The organism is Vibrio sp. Vb2131, from assembly GCF_033338535.1.
Lineage (GTDB): Bacteria > Pseudomonadota > Gammaproteobacteria > Enterobacterales > Vibrionaceae > Vibrio > Vibrio alginolyticus.
The window spans coordinates 104,334-119,000 of record NZ_JAWOSW010000005.1; the positions used below are offsets into that span (position 1 = coordinate 104,334).

A 14,667-nucleotide genomic window follows, 5' to 3' on the forward strand; every position below is an offset into this window, starting at 1 on the left:
CTTACTGTACGACGGTTTCGGAGTCGTCACTCTTTTTTGCGATTTGTACCGCCATGCCTTTTTGAGGGTACTCTGGTAAGGTCAGTACCAACTTATCACTTTGCTCTAAGCCTTCGCCCACCAGCAAAAACTCACCTTCTGCTCTCAAAACCGTGACAGTTCTGGGTTGAAGTTGATTATCGCCATTCACCACCCACACGGTACGGTTTTTAACTAATTCCTGTGGCAAGCGGTAGATGTGCTTAAGTTCCTTACCAGTGAAGCTCACTTCAACGTAGGAGCCGAATTTAATTGGAGGCTGCTGGTTATCGACACCGTATGGGTCCGCGATTTGAATGACCATGTTAATCATTCGGGTAGCGCTATCAATCATGCCTAGATCACGAACTACTCGACCTTCTCTAGTGGTAGAAAACACACCTTGCTGCGTCACTGTCGCAGTGAGTTCACCAATGGATTCGGGTAAAAATGCACTATCAAAACCGGCAATGGGTACGTGCACCTCTGCCACTTCGATGTTGTTTAACGTGGCAACTCGAGAACCAGATGTAACAAATTGACCAACACCAATATCACGCTCAACAACCAGCGCATCGTAAGGTGCAACGACTTTGCAATTTTCTAACTCTCTTTTTGCTCGTTTGAGTGCCGCTTGAGCCGACTTCACTTGCGCTTGTGCGCTCAAAACGTGAGGCTTGCGTAAATACAGATCCGTCACTTGCTTATCGCTCAGTCTCTTTGCCTGACGTTTTGCCACTTCGGCTTTCGCTTGTTCCTCAATCAAGTTTGCGCGTGCACTAGCTAAATCGGCTTCAGCTTGTAAAACCGACGCTTCATAGTTGTCACTTTCAATTGTGAAAAGAACCTCTCCTCGTTTTACGATGCCACCCGTCACAAAATTCGGGTGCCAACTTGTAACTTCACCACTAACTTGCGCGGAAAGGTGTGTTTTTTCAAAAGGGACTAATTCACCGTGACTGGTAATCACCACTTTGTGATCGGTAGGAAAAAGAGAAGAAGCCTGAACAGTAGGCTCTGTAATTGCATCTTTGGTTGACTCTTTTTCCGGCGCAGTTGCGGCAATTGCAGCATATCCTGCATAAGAGCCTCCAACGACGACGAAGGGTAAAAGCCAACGTAATATGGGTTTTGCTAACATCGAAAATCCTTTTTTATTGTTGTTTTCAACACCACACTTTTATTCAGTCCATTGCTCCCGGTAAGCATGGTGGTGAGAGAATTGAATTTGAATAAACATCAAAGCGGCACTTGCCTAGTCTTTTAAGCAGCGAACTAGATAGTTATTGCCAATTCAAAGTTAATAAAATTAACAAAAAATTAACCAACTGCGCAAGTTGCTCTGACTTAACTTTTATTCTAAACAGCAAATGACATGCCAAGCATTTATTTATTAGAAATCATATGGTTATATAAAAACCATTATTTTATCCAGTGTGCTATTGGTCATAATCACCAGATATTAGTGATTATGACCAATACGGCCATAATGATAATTAAAATAAATGATTATCTGCGCTCTAAAAGTTGAACTTAGTGCAGGCTCTATGGCAATTCATTGATTAATCGCTCGTTATCAAACGGTTCTGGGTGCATGTGGCGTCAGCTTAAGTCTATAATTTGGAGTAGGTAACACTCTGTAAGACAAGGAAATGTGCTTTGTTACAAACGCTCGCCAAGTTGCTCTTCCCCTCGCTGCTCACTATTTTATCGGCATGCTCATCCGTATCGTTGAATGACGCCAGTGAAAAGTCCACCAGCTTTCAGCTCGGTTATCAAAAGGATTCTGTTCTTGCGCAGTACTTTGAAGCTTACGGGAGAGACCCTAAGTCCATAACTGGCTTTGCACCGTTAAATCAGGGACACGATGCCCTTCTTGCTCGAACCTCTTTGATCGAGTCCGCCCAGAAAAGCCTTGATCTTCAATACTATATTTACCGTGGTGACGAAACGAGTCAGTTAATAACGTGGCGCTTGTATGAAGCGGCAAAGCGTGGTGTTCGAGTAAGGCTGTTGCTTGACGATATGCAAAAGCGAAACGACGATGTGATGGCTGCCCTCAATGCACATCCTAATATAGAAATCCGCTTATTTAACCCGCATCAGTATCGCGACTCCCGTTGGTTCGCTCTTGCTAGCGATTTTGAACGCCTTAATCGTCGTATGCACAATAAGTCTCTGATTGCAGACAGTGTTTCCGCCATTGTCGGAGGTAGAAATATCGGCAATGAATACTTCTCTTTTGAATCGCAAGTTGAGTTTGGTGATTTTGATCTTCTGCTCTATGGTGAGGCGGTACAACAAACTGCCGATCAGTTCGACCTCTACTGGAATAGCGCCTATTCGATACCAATGGAATGGATTGCACCGAATTCACAGCAAATTACCGACCAAGCGATTCAAAAGCAGGTCAATAAACTCCGGTTAGAGGAAAAGTTTTCAACCGGCCGCTATGACTTCACTCAACTGGATATGTACCAAGATCTAAAACAAGGCAAACTCAAGCTCTACTGGGGAGAAGCGAAAGTATGGTTTGATCTGCCCGATAAAGTCGCGACCCGAGAGAGCCAACTTATTGATAATTTTTCGGAATTGGTTAAAAGTGTTGAGGATTCATTTGTGCTCATTTCTCCCTACTTCGTTCCAACTGAAGCAGGTACTCAAGCATTAAGTAACGCGGCCAAGCGAGGCGTTGATATCACGATTGTGACCAATAGCCTCGCGTCTAACGATGTGTTTGCCGTGCATGGTTGGTACGCAAAATATCGAAAAGATCTACTCGAAGCTGGAATCAAGCTTTGGGAAGTAAAAGCGAGCGCGAAACTCAAAAGTAAGTGGAGCCTCACGGGGAGTAGCAGAGCAAGTTTACACGCTAAAGCAATGACAATTGATAACAAAACACTTTTCGTTGGTTCGATGAACTGGGACCCACGTTCGGCCGCTTTGAATACCGAAATGGCCGTTGTTATCGAACAGCCAGAATATGTGCAAATGTTTCTAGAACAACTGCCAAATCAACTGTCGAGTAACGCCTACGCCTTAACTCTGCGCGACGGGGACATTGTCTGGACCGACGTAAAAACAGGCGAAGAATACGACTCCGAACCAGAAGCAGGAGTATGGCGAAAAATGGGCGCTTGGTTCTCCGGAATATTACCGATTGAAGATCAGCTATAACAGCTGCCAATACTGCAAACCTCTCTAGTCAAGCAAAACAAAATGGACGCTAGTTTTGGGCAGGGGACACAACCAACATAAGGAAGTTCAATGCCAGCGCAATGGAATGAATACTATCAGAAAATTTTAAGCCAACCTCACCGCCCAAACGTGGAAAATGCCCTGAACCTACTTAAGATAGAAGGCAAAGTCGCTCTCGATATTGGCTGCGGAATAGGTCGAGACAGCCACTTTCTCCTCGAAAAGGGATTTAAGGTTCACGCATGTGATAGCAATGAAAATGCAGTAAAAACTTGTTTAACACGCTTTGAAGGTAATAAACGATTTTCGGTTTCGCAGTGCTGTTTTACTGAATTTAATTACCCTAAGTGCAGCTTGGTTATCGCAAATGCCAGTTTGTTCTTTTGCCCTGACACAGGCTTCAAACAAGTCTGGACAAAAATAGACAGCGCATTACAACCGGGCGGTATCTTCTCCGGCGATTTCTTGGGAGTGAAAGACTCCTGGGTTACCTCCGAAATGCACCCAAACATTACCGCATTAACAAAAAAGGAAGTGGAAAGCTTATTCGAAGGTTACGACCTCATTTCATTGCATGAAAGAGATGAAGACGGGACCACTGTAGTCGGAAGCCAAAAACATTGGCACATGTTTAGTGTGACCGCTCGAAAGCGCTAAAAATGGTCTCTCAGTAAAGAAAGCAGCACTTCAAATCAGTGCTGCTATCAGAGATTAATTGACGGGATACACCACTTCAAAACGCTCTAAAACCAGCGTACGTTTCTCATGCCAATCGATGTTCAACTCATCGCATTCAGCTTTAAAAAATGCAGTATGAGCATCACGCCACCAGTTTAAGGTTCTATCACCTTCGCCTTCTGCGAAGGCAAACTCTGCGGTTACATCCTCATATTTGCATGTACTTACGTCAGTAATTCGTATCACGCAAACCGGGTCCCCATCCCAATTCGTCACTACTTGTAAATGACCGACTTGGGGCATGATTTCACCATGCTCTCGATACCAAAGCTCCAAACTGCACGATGCAGTTTTCTGTCCAATACGAACCAAGTCTGCGCATACATTCGCGTTGTATTCATCGGCACAATAATAGTCAGCACTGACTGATGGTACAGCTTCCCTTTGTTCTGGTGATAATAATTCTAGGAATTGTTCTAAGTAATCCTTAGCTCGCGCGTCCATGCTCACTCCATTAATCATAAATTCGCAAGGAGGATAAAAGATATCACAACAAATAACCATCAGGAACAAACTGAAAAACAACAAGAATATGACTTCTACGAAGACGACTGTTATTTCTTTTGTAATAACTTTGCTAAACGTTTGTGCTATTTGCTATTGTTGCATGGTCTATCTGTATTCTTCTCGTGAAAGGACGTTATATGCGCTTATTTATTGGTATTTTTTTCTTGCTGATACTTGCCTTGCCAACAATGGCATCGGAGGAAAAGTATTCAGAATCGGATCTGTTAGATAGACCATTAATGGAACGCTATATTTTAGATGAACTAAAAGCGCTGCGTCAGGACTATCAAAGCCTAGAAAAGCGAATGATCACAGAGATCACCGATCGCGAGCTAACGGTCGCAGATAAATCGTTGAACTATGCCAACGTGACCGTTACATACTTCTTCTACATCATTGCTGGTGTCGCATCGCTGATTGCCTTTGTCGGATGGCAATCTCTGCGCGAGTTTAAACACAACACCAAAGAGATGGCTGATAAACGATTGGAGAAGATCGCCCAAGAATACGAGAAAAAGTTTGTCGCCCTTGAGCGAGATTTAAAACGCAAAACTCGCATTATCAGCGAAAACAACAAAGAGATTGAGAAAATCAACGAGATCCATAACTTATGGCTACGTGCACAAAGCTCTCAAACTCCAGAACAACGTATTGAAATCTATGATGAAATCTTATTAATTCGTCCAGGTGATTTAGAAGCGTTGACTTACAAAGCCGACGCAGCGATGGAAATCAACGAATACCATTGGGCACTTAGCATTTGTAACCGCGTACTTGAAGTCGATTACACCAACGGCCCTGCACTGTATCAACGCGCGTGTGCATACTCTCGCCTTGGTATCGAAGAGCAAGCTATTGAAGACTTGGAACGCGCAATTGAATACAGCCCATCCATTCGTGATTTACTTGCAGAAGAACGAGACCTCGAATTGCTGCACGGTAATGAGCGTTTTGAAAAGCTCTTACATCTAGCAAGCGAATAATGGAATAAACAGCATGAGCAGCCACTTTAATCTAGAAGACGCTAGCCAAGTATTGGTTGGTGCTTTTGCCCTAGCAGTCCCGATCTCATTTTCGGAGGAGGCGTGGCGATTGGGTGAGAGCCTACCAATGGCAAACTTGCTCATGCTGTTAAGTCTTTCTGTCATTTTCCTCAGTTTTTTCGCGTATCAAAGCGTGTTTCAAAGCCACATCAAGAATCGCGTATCCATCTTTATTTTTCGTGTGGTTATCGCGTACCTCATTGCGGCCGTTGTGGTAGCGTTAGTTCTTTTCTGTCTTGATAAGCTGCCACTCATGAATGAGCCTTTGGTTGCGATAAAGCGCGTTATCGTCATCACAATGCCTGCTTCGATGGGCGCGATCGTAGTCGACAGTTTCGACAAAGAATAAGAGATAATCGCTACTCTTCTTCTAACGTTAAGTTCGACCCCGAGTGGTCTTTCCCTAATACATCTTCTGGGTTTCGCAGTGCGCAGGTTTCTAACGACAAGCACCCGCAGCCAATGCATCCGCCTAAATCGTTTTGCAACGCTTTAAGTTTTTGAATCTTTTGTTCTAACTGTTCATGCCAATGGCTTGCCATTTCTTCCCATTGCGCTTTGTTAGGGGCTTGGTGTTTCGGCAGTTCATCTAACGCATGTTTAATTTCTTCTAACGACAACCCAACTTGCTGCGCTGCTTTGATCACCGCAACACGGCGCAACACACTGCGATGGTAGCGACGCTGATTACCTTGATTTCTCCAACTCGAAATCAGTCCTTTTTGCTCGTAAAAATGTAGGGCAGATACTTTCACTCCAGAACGTTTTGCCACTTCTCCTACGCTGATTTCCATCCTTGACTCCCTGTGTATCAATTTTGTTAAAAAAATGCTTTACCTCAAGTTTACTTGAGGTTTTAAAGTTGCACCATCTTAATTAACGCTAAACCCCGGCGATCTCAAGATAATGTGTTCAGCGCGAACGACTTGGTTGTTAAACACAGACAGTTGGACATCAACCTTTTGAAATCCATCGGGAGTTAGAGGCAAACATAATGAAAAATAAAACTCAGCCGTACTTAGCTGGCCGCTTCTTCGACAGCATTTCCTCTGGCTTATTCATGATGGCACTGCCATGGGTCATGCTTTCCGAACCTAACATGGGTACATTCGTCGCTTTAGTTTCTCTGAGCTGCACCGCGATTTCTTTTCTAGCAACGCCTTTCTTTTCCACTTTAATTGACCGACATTCACGCAAAGTACTACTCGTGCTCAATCAATGGATTCAATCGGGTATGGCTTTGGTGGTGTTCATTGCTTATTGGTTAGGGTTCGAGTCACACTGGTTGCTGGCTTTTGCACAATTGGTGTATTGGGTTTCGAGTAATTTTGCATGGACGACCAACAACGCTTTCACCCAAGAAAATTATCAGCACCATGAGTATGCGAAAATTTCGGGTCAGCAAGAAATTGTAATGCAATCCACAACCCTCGGAGCTGGCGCGTTGGGTATTGTTTTGCTTGAAATGTGGGGTATGAAAGAGTTTGCTTTGTTTGCGGCCAGCGCCTCTGCGTTAGCAGCGATGTTCTATATTCTGACGCCTTATACCCAACAATTAAGGGCATCAAAATCCGTTGCTTTCATCGCGCAACTCAAAGAGAGCAAACAAATATTCCGCCTCGAACCCCGATTTTATGGCTTTATTCTGCTCTCTTGCCTCTCTTATCCTGCATTGACGTATTTGAGCAAACTGGTGCCGATTTGGTTTTCTGAACAAGGCATCTCTGGCGATTGGTTTGCAGGGTTCAACATCAGTTTTGGCCTCGGCTCGTTGCTAACCGGCTTTATTGTCACCAAAGTGCTAAGCCGTTCCTCCCATAGCCACATTATGTTCGCTTCGATGGTTATGGTCTCTTTTGCGCTTATCGGGATGAGTTTTGCGATGAGCCCGCTGACCATCTTATTGTTTACGGCGCTGTTTGGCGTATTTAACGCGCTAAATCGCATTGCGAGAGTCAACTGGATGCATCACACCGTAGCGGTTCATCAACGAGGTCGCGTCGATGGCGGCATCAGCATGTTTGCCACCACCATTCAATCTCTCAGTTACGTCCTGATTGCAATATTGAGTCATTACGAACTAACACAATACGGTTTTGCAATCGCAGCTGCTGTCATGGTATTAGCAGTGATTTTGATGGGATTACTCAGCCGAGACGTCGAGCCGTTTAACGACCTGCCCCTTCATGCAGCAGCAAAGTGAAGCATAGAAATTGAGAAGTTGAGAAATTGAAAAAGCGAGATAGGAAGGCAACCAACATCGTCTTCCTATTTTTTACGCCAGCACTTTTGCCTCTATCGCTTATCAGCAAGGTTGGGTATTCTGAGGTGACCAACATGAGCAGAGAGAAATCGCAGTGAACTTAAGGCAATTAGAAGTCTTTTACGCCATTATGCAAGCAGGAACGGTGTCAGGCGCGGCTCGCTTACTGCACGTTTCCCAACCTAATGTCACTCGAGTTCTCGCCCATACAGAACAACAACTGAGCTTCGCTTTATTTGAGCGTGTAAAGGGCCGTCTCGTTCCAACTCAAGAAGCCAAAGCCTTATTGCCAGAGGCTGAAAAAGTCTATCAACAACTCGGACAATTTCGCTCTCTGACCAACAAAGTCAAACAGGGAACTCAACATTTACGAGTTGGTGCTCCGCCTGTTTTGGCCGCACACTTGTTAACGCCGACTGTCGCGTTGTTGTCGAAAGAGCACAGCATCTCCTTTGAGCTCTTAACGGCCAATCGCGATGAGCTGTGCTCAGGTTTACTGAAACATGAATTGGATGTCGCCATTGCGTTCGGTGAAGAAACGCCACCAGCGATCATGGGACACATGTTATTAAAAGAAAACTTGGCGCTAATTGCCCCTAAAAGCGCAGCGATACCCGCAGAAAAAACCGTCATTTTAGAAGAACTCATCAGTCACGATTTACCCATTATCGGTTTAGATAGCCGAGACCCTCTGGGCTTGCTGTTACATCAAACCTTGTCAGCGCGTGACGAGCATTATCAACATGCCATTACCGTCCGCAGCTACTCCGCGGCGGCTGAACTGGTGAAAAACGAAGCAGGATTCGCGATTGTAGACCCTTGGACTGCAAAACAATATCGCCAAGATAATGCCGTTTCCGTGCATGCTTTGGAGCCAAATATGTCCTTCTCTGTCTCTATTTTATTCGCAGAGCACACACCTCAATCCATTGCGACAAAGCAATTTATCACCGCCCTAAAACAACAGATGGTTTAATGGTATAACCTGAAGTTATACCTGCCTAACAAATAAGCATTCGGTTTCCTAAATCAGTCTGGCTACATTAATGAGCAATAACGATGACGAAGGGAACCATCATGCAAATTGCTCAACCTTACCTACTTTTTCTTGGCGATGTAACCGATCCACTCGCAGCAAAAACCGCGCGTGGCATATATCAATGGCGACCTGAGATTTGTCTTGGCCAAATCCGCCTGACGCCAGAAACCGTATCGCTTGGTTTAACCGACATGACACTACAACAAGCGCAGCAGCAAGGAGCAAAAACGCTGGTGCTTGGCACTGCAAATCCAGGAGGCGTCATTCCCGAAGCTTGGCAAGCAACCTTACTTGAAGCGGCAGAGATGGGATTTGAAATTGCATCGGGCATGCACCAACGTTTGGCGGAACTTTCTCCTCTTGCCGATCTAGAACAACGCGGATTAACCAAACTGTATGATGTTCGCCATTATGATGACCCGCTCAAGGTCGGCAATGGCAAAGCTCGCGCAGGCAAGCGAGTACTTACTGTAGGGACAGATTGCTCCGTTGGCAAAATGTACTCTGCCCTTGCCATTGAGCATGCATTGAAGCGTAAAAACTGTCGTGCAGAGTTCAAAGCAACGGGTCAAACCGGAATTCTCATCGCAGGCAGTGGCATTTCGATTGATGCTGTAGTTGCCGATTTTATCTCCGGCGCAGTAGAAGCGATCAGCCCTGAGTTCGCCGATCACGATTGGGACATCATCGAAGGGCAAGGTTCATTGTTTAACCCTTCATTTGCTGGCGTAAGTTTGGGCTTACTTCACGGCGCACAAGCTGACGCTCTGATACTGTGCCATGAGATTGGTCGCCCGCACATCCGCAACTTACCACATGTGAGCTTGCCAACCATTGAACAAACGATAGAAGCGAATCTGGCCGCTGCTCGCCTAACAAATCCAAACGCTCAATTAGTGGGTATTTGCTTGAACACTTCGGCGATCAGCGAAGAAGATGCAGCCCAGTTATGCCAGGATTGGAGCGACAAATACCAGGTGCCCGTCACCGACCCTGTGCGTTTTGGCGTTGATGCGGTTGCAGATAGGCTCCTTACGATTTAAGAAACATTTACGGTTTAGAAAATAACTGCGGTTTAGGGAAAACTAGTGAGATGAAAATTCATGTAGAACCCGTCACGATTGCCATGGCGACACCATTTCGCATCTCTCGCGGCAGTCGGACAGAGTGCCACGTAGTCCGCGTGACAATTGAACATCGAGGCATGACCGCCCAAGGTGAATGCACGCCATACCCTCGTTATGGTGAATCGGTTGAATCGGTGATTAAGGCGATTTCTCACGCCGCGCATGAACTGCAAAGTTTGTATGCCAAAGGCGAAGCTGATGTCATGGTTCTCAAAAGCCAGCTTCAATCGTTATTACCCGCAGGGGCGGCAAGAAATGCATTGGATTGCGCCCTTTGGCATCTTCACGCGCTTTTGAGCCAAAAGCAGCAGGTTCACGACCTCTTTACGTTACCCGAGGCGATTGTGACGGCGATGACGGTTTCTATCGACAAGCCGCAAGCGATGGCAAAACAGGCACAAGCTTACCTTAGCCAAGGCGCAATACTGCTTAAGGTAAAACTGGATGGTGAAAACGTGATTGAGCGCGTTGCAGCAGTACGCGATGCCGCGCCGCACGCACAAATTGTCTTAGATGCGAATGAAGCGTGGCAAAACCTCGACCTCGCGACGGTATTTGCTCAACTCGAACCGTTTAATATCACCATGATCGAGCAACCGTTGCCACAAGACTGCGACGACGTACTCGCCAGCATTCCGCACCCCATTCCACTTTGCGCCGATGAAAGTTGTCACACCAGAGAGCAATTGCATCAGTTGGTTGGCAAATATGAAATGGTGAACATTAAGCTAGATAAAACTGGCGGGCTCACTGAAGCACTATTATTATCCGACGACGCCCAAAAACTCGGTTTTAGCCTCATGTCCGGTTGTATGTTGGGGACGTCGCTTGCGATGCGTGCTGCCTTACCCATTGCTGCTCAGGCAAGCGTTGTCGATCTTGATGGCCCGGTGCTGCTCGGACAAGATGTAACGCCAAGCTTGGTTTATTGCGACGGCGAAATCGTTCTTTCCAAATAGCCTAAACAATCCAGAGGTTTTGCTCCAAAAGTCAGAACCTCTGAGTTTATGATCTCGATTAAAAAACAATCAGCCCCATCATGAAATAAGTCACATAAATTATATGGTTATTGAGGCATGCTAAGATTCCAGTAGTCCAAGAAGGTGGTCTTATGCATCGAGTCATCCGGAAAATGACGTGGAAAACGAATAGGCGGTAATCCCGCCCTACTCCAATGCAGTGCGTGGGTTTCTATAACAACCCACTTCCTAGCAATTCGTAGGTTTTTCACGCCATCTTGCAAGGAGGCTTTATGCCTATCAATAAAATACGCAATATCGCTTTTGTCGGCCAAACCGGGACCGGTAAAACCACGCTGATAGAAAAACTGCTCTTCACCTGCGATGCCACCCACCATTTAGGCAGCGTAGAAAAAGGCGATACCGTTACCGACTTCGACCCTCAATCCATCCAATATCAACACAGTATTGAAGCAACGCCAGTCGCACTGCGCTGGAATAAACACCGGCTCAATATCATCGACACTCCGGGACAAAACGAGTTACTTAGCCGTACTATCAGCGTTTTTCCTGCCGTTGAAACATCCGCCCTTGTCATCGACCCTCAAACACCACTTAACCAAACTTCCGATCGCTTATTCACCTTTGCAAAAGAGCAGCAAAAATGTCAGATGATCATCATCAATAAGCTCGATAACCACGGTAGTCAGTTAGAAAGATTGATGGAGAACATCGTTGAGCATTTTGGTGACCACTGCTTGCCGATCAACTTACCTTCGACTGACGGGGAATCTGTAGTTGACTGCTATTTCGAACCAGAATTGGGACGAGAAACCTTACTTGTAACGGTAGATGAAGCTCATGAGACCTTGATTGACCAAGTTATCGAAGTCGATGAAGAACTAATGGAACTGTATCTGGAACAAGGCTCCGAACTCACCGCAGAGCAACTGCATGATCCGTTTGAAGAAGCACTGAGAACTGGACATGTGATTCCGATCTGTTTTGTCTCAGCACAAACCGGGGCGGGCGTCGAGCTGCTGCTACGTACCTTGGCGGAGATCATGCCCATGCCAAACGAAGGTAACCCTCCTCTACTGGAAAAGAACAGCAAAAAAATCAAAGTAAATTGCGAAACCTTAGAGCACACCGTCGCACACGTGTACAAAGTCAGCGTCGACCCATATATGGGAAAACTTGCCTACTTACGTGTGTATCAGGGTGAAATCAATGCGGGCAGCCAGCTTTATATTGGCGAAAGCAACAAAGCATTTAAAGTTGGGCACTTATATCAACTGCAGGGCAAAGATAGAACCGAGATCCCTCGCGCGCTTGCAGGCGACTTCTGCGTTTTAGCCAAAGTGGATGATCTCGAATTCGATTCAATCGTTCATGACTCTCACGAAGAAGATGGAGTTCAACTCAAAACGTTGGATCTTCCTGACTCCATGTATTCTTTGTGCTTGAAGCCTCTTAAGCGTGGAGATGAGCAAAAATTAGGAGATGTGCTGAATAAAATCGCCAGTGAAGACCCTTCTCTGCGCATCGAACATCGCGCTCGCACCAACGAAACCATCATCAGCGGCCAAGGGGAGTTTCACCTCAAAGTCGCATTAGAAAAGATGGCGAACGTGTACAAACTGGACGTCGAAACCTGCCAACCAAGCGTCGAATACTTTGAAACCATCACCAAACCTGCCGAAGGGCATTATCGACACAAAAAACAAAGTGGCGGTGCAGGCCAGTTTGGTGAAGTGCAATTGAAGGTTCGTCCACTCGAACGTGGCGCCGGATTTAAGTTCATCAACAAAGTGGTGGGTGGCGCTATTCCAACCGCGCTCATTCCTGCTGTTGAAAAAGGTATTTTGCAAGCGTTAGAGGAAGGCGCGATTTCTGGCAACCCAATTAAGGATGTGGAAGTCACCGTTTATGACGGTAAATATCACTCCGTCGATTCAAAAGAAATTGCGTTTGTCATCGCAGGTAAGAAAGCGTTTTTAAATGCGATTAACAACGCAGCTCCTATTGTGCTAGAACCCATTGTCCAGATGGAACTGCACATCCCAACCGCGAATGTTGGCGATGTTTCTGGTGATTTATCTGGAAACCGAGGCTTAATCGAAGGCTCCGAGCCAATAGACAGCAGCTTCACTTTACTCAGAGCCAAGTCACCAGTAAATGAGCTGCAAGATTACGCTCGTCGATTGCGCTCCATCACGGGTGGTGAAGGCAGTTTTAGTATGACTTTAAGCCATTACGAGCCCGCGCCACCAGCAGTGCAAAAACAGGTCTGCCAAGGCAGTGCACAACAAGGTTAATTCCCTACGATTCAAATCAATAACATAAACAAAAAAGCGCCCTCATTTTGAGGGCGCTTTTAGGTAAAAGAAAAATTATTTATCGAGAGACAAACCTATCTGACTGATTTTGCTTTCAAACTCTTCGATGCTGTTCGCTTTGTAAGTCGGAGCACCGTTAAAGTAGCGCGGTTTCTCTGGCAGCATCGCATTTTTCAGCTCTTGTTCTTGATCGATATTGTCATGGTAAACCGTTACACGATTTGGAATATCCTGCTTCATTACAGCCATTTTGGTTCTCCTTTATTAAGACGAATAGTAAGCGTAGAACGAATTTATCGGAGTACAGGCGAGACTGTGTAAAATTTAGACACTCACAGCAAAATCATATTTAAACGGTTGCATTTAATATTTTTGAGGCACTTTGTCGTGGCTATTGGAAAACGTGAGTGCAGCGATTAAGGTGAGCTCTCTCTACATGAAGACAGGAAGTCCGGTGTCGCAACAAGAACTCAACCAAATGGGCAGTGCCAAAGTTTTTCTCATCGAAAAAGATTGCGTCCAAGTAATAGAAAAACGTAACCCTACTCAAATAGAAGTGGCGTTTTATCAACGCTATGCCGAGCAGTTTAACGCGCTTGGAATACACGTACCGCGCTTGATTCAACTCGACGATCAGAAAAACGTTCTGTACATTGAATACGTTCCCCACGCAGTCGAGCAAGCATTCTTACTTGAAGATGATCGAGTCATTGAACAACTCGTCAAACTGCACCGACTTCCACCAACATCAGATGGTGTTTATCACCGCCACCAGTGGACACCACAAGCGACTCAACAAGCACTCACTACACTTAAACTGGGCTCAGAGACAGAACAGTTCTTCCACCAGCTACAACAACGATCGGCGCACCTTTTTGATAGGCAGAACTTGATCTCCGGAGACACCAATACAGGAAACTGGGGACAGCGCGAAAATGGCGAGCTGGTGCTGTTCGACTGGGAGCGCTTTTCTACAGGGCATGTCGCGATAGATTTAGCGCCGCTCATCGAGGGCATGGGCACATTTGATGATTACTTGAACGTAGCAGACAAATATATAAAGTGCGCAGAGAAAGGTGAAACAACAGAATTGGCGCGCGATATCGGACTAGCAAAAGCGTGGATCGTTGTCGAGGTAGTCAACATACTGGTCTCCAGAGAGAATCCGCAGACCAGCAAGTATTTGGACTGGTTTCGGCAAACCTTGCCGCAATGGGCCAAAAGCCTTAGCGCTCAGGTGATGAGTTAGGCTCTGAGATTTGATATAAACGCCTTTCAGGTTCTGCGCATGAGGTTTCGCAGTTGCATACTTTATCAACACCGACGTTGTTTAAACCGCCGCAACTTCCTTGAATACGCTTGTTATGAAAAATGACGCCAAGTGACATCAACAAAATGATTGCGAGAAAACCAAGAAAGGTAAATAACCAAACCAT

Annotated in this window: 15 protein-coding genes; 10 read left to right on the forward strand and 5 right to left on the reverse strand. The window is 45.7% G+C overall.

Going from position 1 to position 14,667, the window contains the following annotated elements; translation table 11 throughout:
• Position 1: 1 nt before the first annotated feature.
• Entirely contained in the window at positions 2 to 1,159 is a 1,158-nt protein-coding gene (locus R7E38_RS07880; RefSeq protein WP_005387110.1) for an efflux RND transporter periplasmic adaptor subunit, read from the reverse strand.
• A gap of 518 nt (positions 1,160 to 1,677) precedes the next feature.
• Here R7E38_RS07880 and R7E38_RS07885 point away from each other — a divergent pair.
• The gene (locus R7E38_RS07885; protein WP_226083373.1) at positions 1,678 to 3,195 is read left to right on the forward strand and encodes a phospholipase D family protein; all 1,518 of its coding nucleotides are present in this window, start codon (positions 1,678 to 1,680) and stop codon (positions 3,193 to 3,195) included.
• A gap of 90 nt (positions 3,196 to 3,285) precedes the next feature.
• Positions 3,286 to 3,873 (forward strand): class I SAM-dependent methyltransferase, encoded by a 588-nt coding sequence (locus R7E38_RS07890; protein ID WP_226083371.1) that lies wholly within the window; start codon positions 3,286 to 3,288, stop codon positions 3,871 to 3,873.
• Between the two features lie 54 nt (positions 3,874 to 3,927).
• On the opposite strand, the gene R7E38_RS07895 is transcribed toward R7E38_RS07890, so the two are convergent.
• A complete protein-coding gene (locus R7E38_RS07895; RefSeq protein ID WP_017635141.1) occupies positions 3,928 to 4,398 on the reverse strand; it encodes an ASCH domain-containing protein in 471 nt (156 codons plus the stop codon).
• A 200-nt stretch (positions 4,399 to 4,598) separates the two neighbouring features.
• Between R7E38_RS07895 and R7E38_RS07900 the strand changes: the two genes are divergently transcribed.
• Positions 4,599 to 5,444 (forward strand): tetratricopeptide repeat protein, encoded by an 846-nt coding sequence (locus tag R7E38_RS07900; protein WP_226083369.1) that lies wholly within the window; start codon positions 4,599 to 4,601, stop codon positions 5,442 to 5,444.
• Between the two features lie 13 nt (positions 5,445 to 5,457).
• Entirely contained in the window at positions 5,458 to 5,853 is a 396-nt protein-coding gene (locus R7E38_RS07905; protein WP_005373896.1) for a DUF2391 family protein, read from the forward strand.
• Between the two features lie 10 nt (positions 5,854 to 5,863).
• Here R7E38_RS07905 and soxR read toward each other — a convergent pair whose 3' ends face one another.
• Positions 5,864 to 6,298 carry a redox-sensitive transcriptional activator SoxR gene (gene soxR, locus R7E38_RS07910; protein WP_005373898.1) on the reverse strand — a complete coding sequence of 145 codons (435 nt, stop codon included), beginning with the start codon at positions 6,296 to 6,298 and terminating at the stop codon, positions 5,864 to 5,866.
• A gap of 200 nt (positions 6,299 to 6,498) precedes the next feature.
• Here soxR and R7E38_RS07915 point away from each other — a divergent pair, with 200 nt between their 5' ends.
• The 5 genes from R7E38_RS07915 to fusA all read left to right on the forward strand — a co-directional run bounded on the left by R7E38_RS07915 (position 6,499) and on the right by fusA (position 13,210).
• Positions 6,499 to 7,707, forward strand: coding sequence for an MFS transporter (locus R7E38_RS07915; protein ID WP_042523295.1), 1,209 nt, complete (start codon positions 6,499 to 6,501; stop codon positions 7,705 to 7,707).
• A gap of 154 nt (positions 7,708 to 7,861) precedes the next feature.
• Positions 7,862 to 8,743 (forward strand): LysR family transcriptional regulator, encoded by an 882-nt coding sequence (locus R7E38_RS07920; protein ID WP_226083368.1) that lies wholly within the window; start codon positions 7,862 to 7,864, stop codon positions 8,741 to 8,743.
• 101 nt (positions 8,744 to 8,844) lie between these two features.
• The gene (dgcN, locus tag R7E38_RS07925; RefSeq protein WP_226083445.1) at positions 8,845 to 9,849 is read left to right on the forward strand and encodes an N-acetyltransferase DgcN; all 1,005 of its coding nucleotides are present in this window, start codon (positions 8,845 to 8,847) and stop codon (positions 9,847 to 9,849) included.
• A gap of 50 nt (positions 9,850 to 9,899) precedes the next feature.
• The gene (gene dgcA, locus R7E38_RS07930; RefSeq protein ID WP_226083367.1) at positions 9,900 to 10,892 is read left to right on the forward strand and encodes an N-acetyl-D-Glu racemase DgcA; all 993 of its coding nucleotides are present in this window, start codon (positions 9,900 to 9,902) and stop codon (positions 10,890 to 10,892) included.
• Positions 10,893 to 11,185: 293 nt separating this feature from the next.
• On the forward strand, positions 11,186 to 13,210 hold the full coding sequence (gene fusA / locus R7E38_RS07935; RefSeq protein ID WP_318081725.1) for an elongation factor G: 2,025 nt from the start codon (positions 11,186 to 11,188) through the stop codon (positions 13,208 to 13,210).
• Between the two features lie 75 nt (positions 13,211 to 13,285).
• Here the strand turns inward: fusA and R7E38_RS07940 are convergent, their stop codons facing one another.
• The gene (locus R7E38_RS07940) at positions 13,286 to 13,480 is read right to left on the reverse strand and encodes a hypothetical protein (RefSeq protein WP_005373920.1); all 195 of its coding nucleotides are present in this window, start codon (positions 13,478 to 13,480) and stop codon (positions 13,286 to 13,288) included.
• Positions 13,481 to 13,667: 187 nt separating this feature from the next.
• Here R7E38_RS07940 and R7E38_RS07945 point away from each other — a divergent pair, with 187 nt between their 5' ends.
• Positions 13,668 to 14,480, forward strand: coding sequence for an aminoglycoside phosphotransferase family protein (locus tag R7E38_RS07945; protein ID WP_226083365.1), 813 nt, complete (start codon positions 13,668 to 13,670; stop codon positions 14,478 to 14,480).
• Here the strand turns inward: R7E38_RS07945 and nqrM are convergent.
• Positions 14,458 to 14,667, reverse strand: a complete 210-nt coding sequence (gene nqrM / locus R7E38_RS07950; RefSeq protein ID WP_017635136.1) for a (Na+)-NQR maturation NqrM — start codon at positions 14,665 to 14,667, stop codon at positions 14,458 to 14,460. The two genes, R7E38_RS07945 and nqrM, sit on opposite strands and share 23 nt — an antisense overlap.

Coding starts and splice junctions, on each gene's coding strand:
- R7E38_RS07880 (WP_005387110.1), bottom strand. CDS start 1,159: ATGTTAGCAAAACCCATATTACGTTGGCTTTTACCCTTCGTCGTCGTT.
- R7E38_RS07940 (WP_005373920.1), bottom strand. CDS start 13,480: ATGGCTGTAATGAAGCAGGATATTCCAAATCGTGTAACGGTTTACCAT.
- fusA (WP_318081725.1), top strand. CDS start 11,186: ATGCCTATCAATAAAATACGCAATATCGCTTTTGTCGGCCAAACCGGG.
- R7E38_RS07915 (WP_042523295.1), top strand. CDS start 6,499: ATGAAAAATAAAACTCAGCCGTACTTAGCTGGCCGCTTCTTCGACAGC.
- R7E38_RS07890 (WP_226083371.1), top strand. CDS start 3,286: ATGCCAGCGCAATGGAATGAATACTATCAGAAAATTTTAAGCCAACCT.
- dgcN (WP_226083445.1), top strand. CDS start 8,845: ATGCAAATTGCTCAACCTTACCTACTTTTTCTTGGCGATGTAACCGAT.
- dgcA (WP_226083367.1), top strand. CDS start 9,900: ATGAAAATTCATGTAGAACCCGTCACGATTGCCATGGCGACACCATTT.
- nqrM (WP_017635136.1), bottom strand. CDS start 14,667: ATGGTTTGGTTATTTACCTTTCTTGGTTTTCTCGCAATCATTTTGTTG.
- R7E38_RS07905 (WP_005373896.1), top strand. CDS start 5,458: ATGAGCAGCCACTTTAATCTAGAAGACGCTAGCCAAGTATTGGTTGGT.
- soxR (WP_005373898.1), bottom strand. CDS start 6,298: ATGGAAATCAGCGTAGGAGAAGTGGCAAAACGTTCTGGAGTGAAAGTA.
- R7E38_RS07945 (WP_226083365.1), top strand. CDS start 13,668: ATGAAGACAGGAAGTCCGGTGTCGCAACAAGAACTCAACCAAATGGGC.
- R7E38_RS07895 (WP_017635141.1), bottom strand. CDS start 4,398: ATGGACGCGCGAGCTAAGGATTACTTAGAACAATTCCTAGAATTATTA.
- R7E38_RS07900 (WP_226083369.1), top strand. CDS start 4,599: ATGCGCTTATTTATTGGTATTTTTTTCTTGCTGATACTTGCCTTGCCA.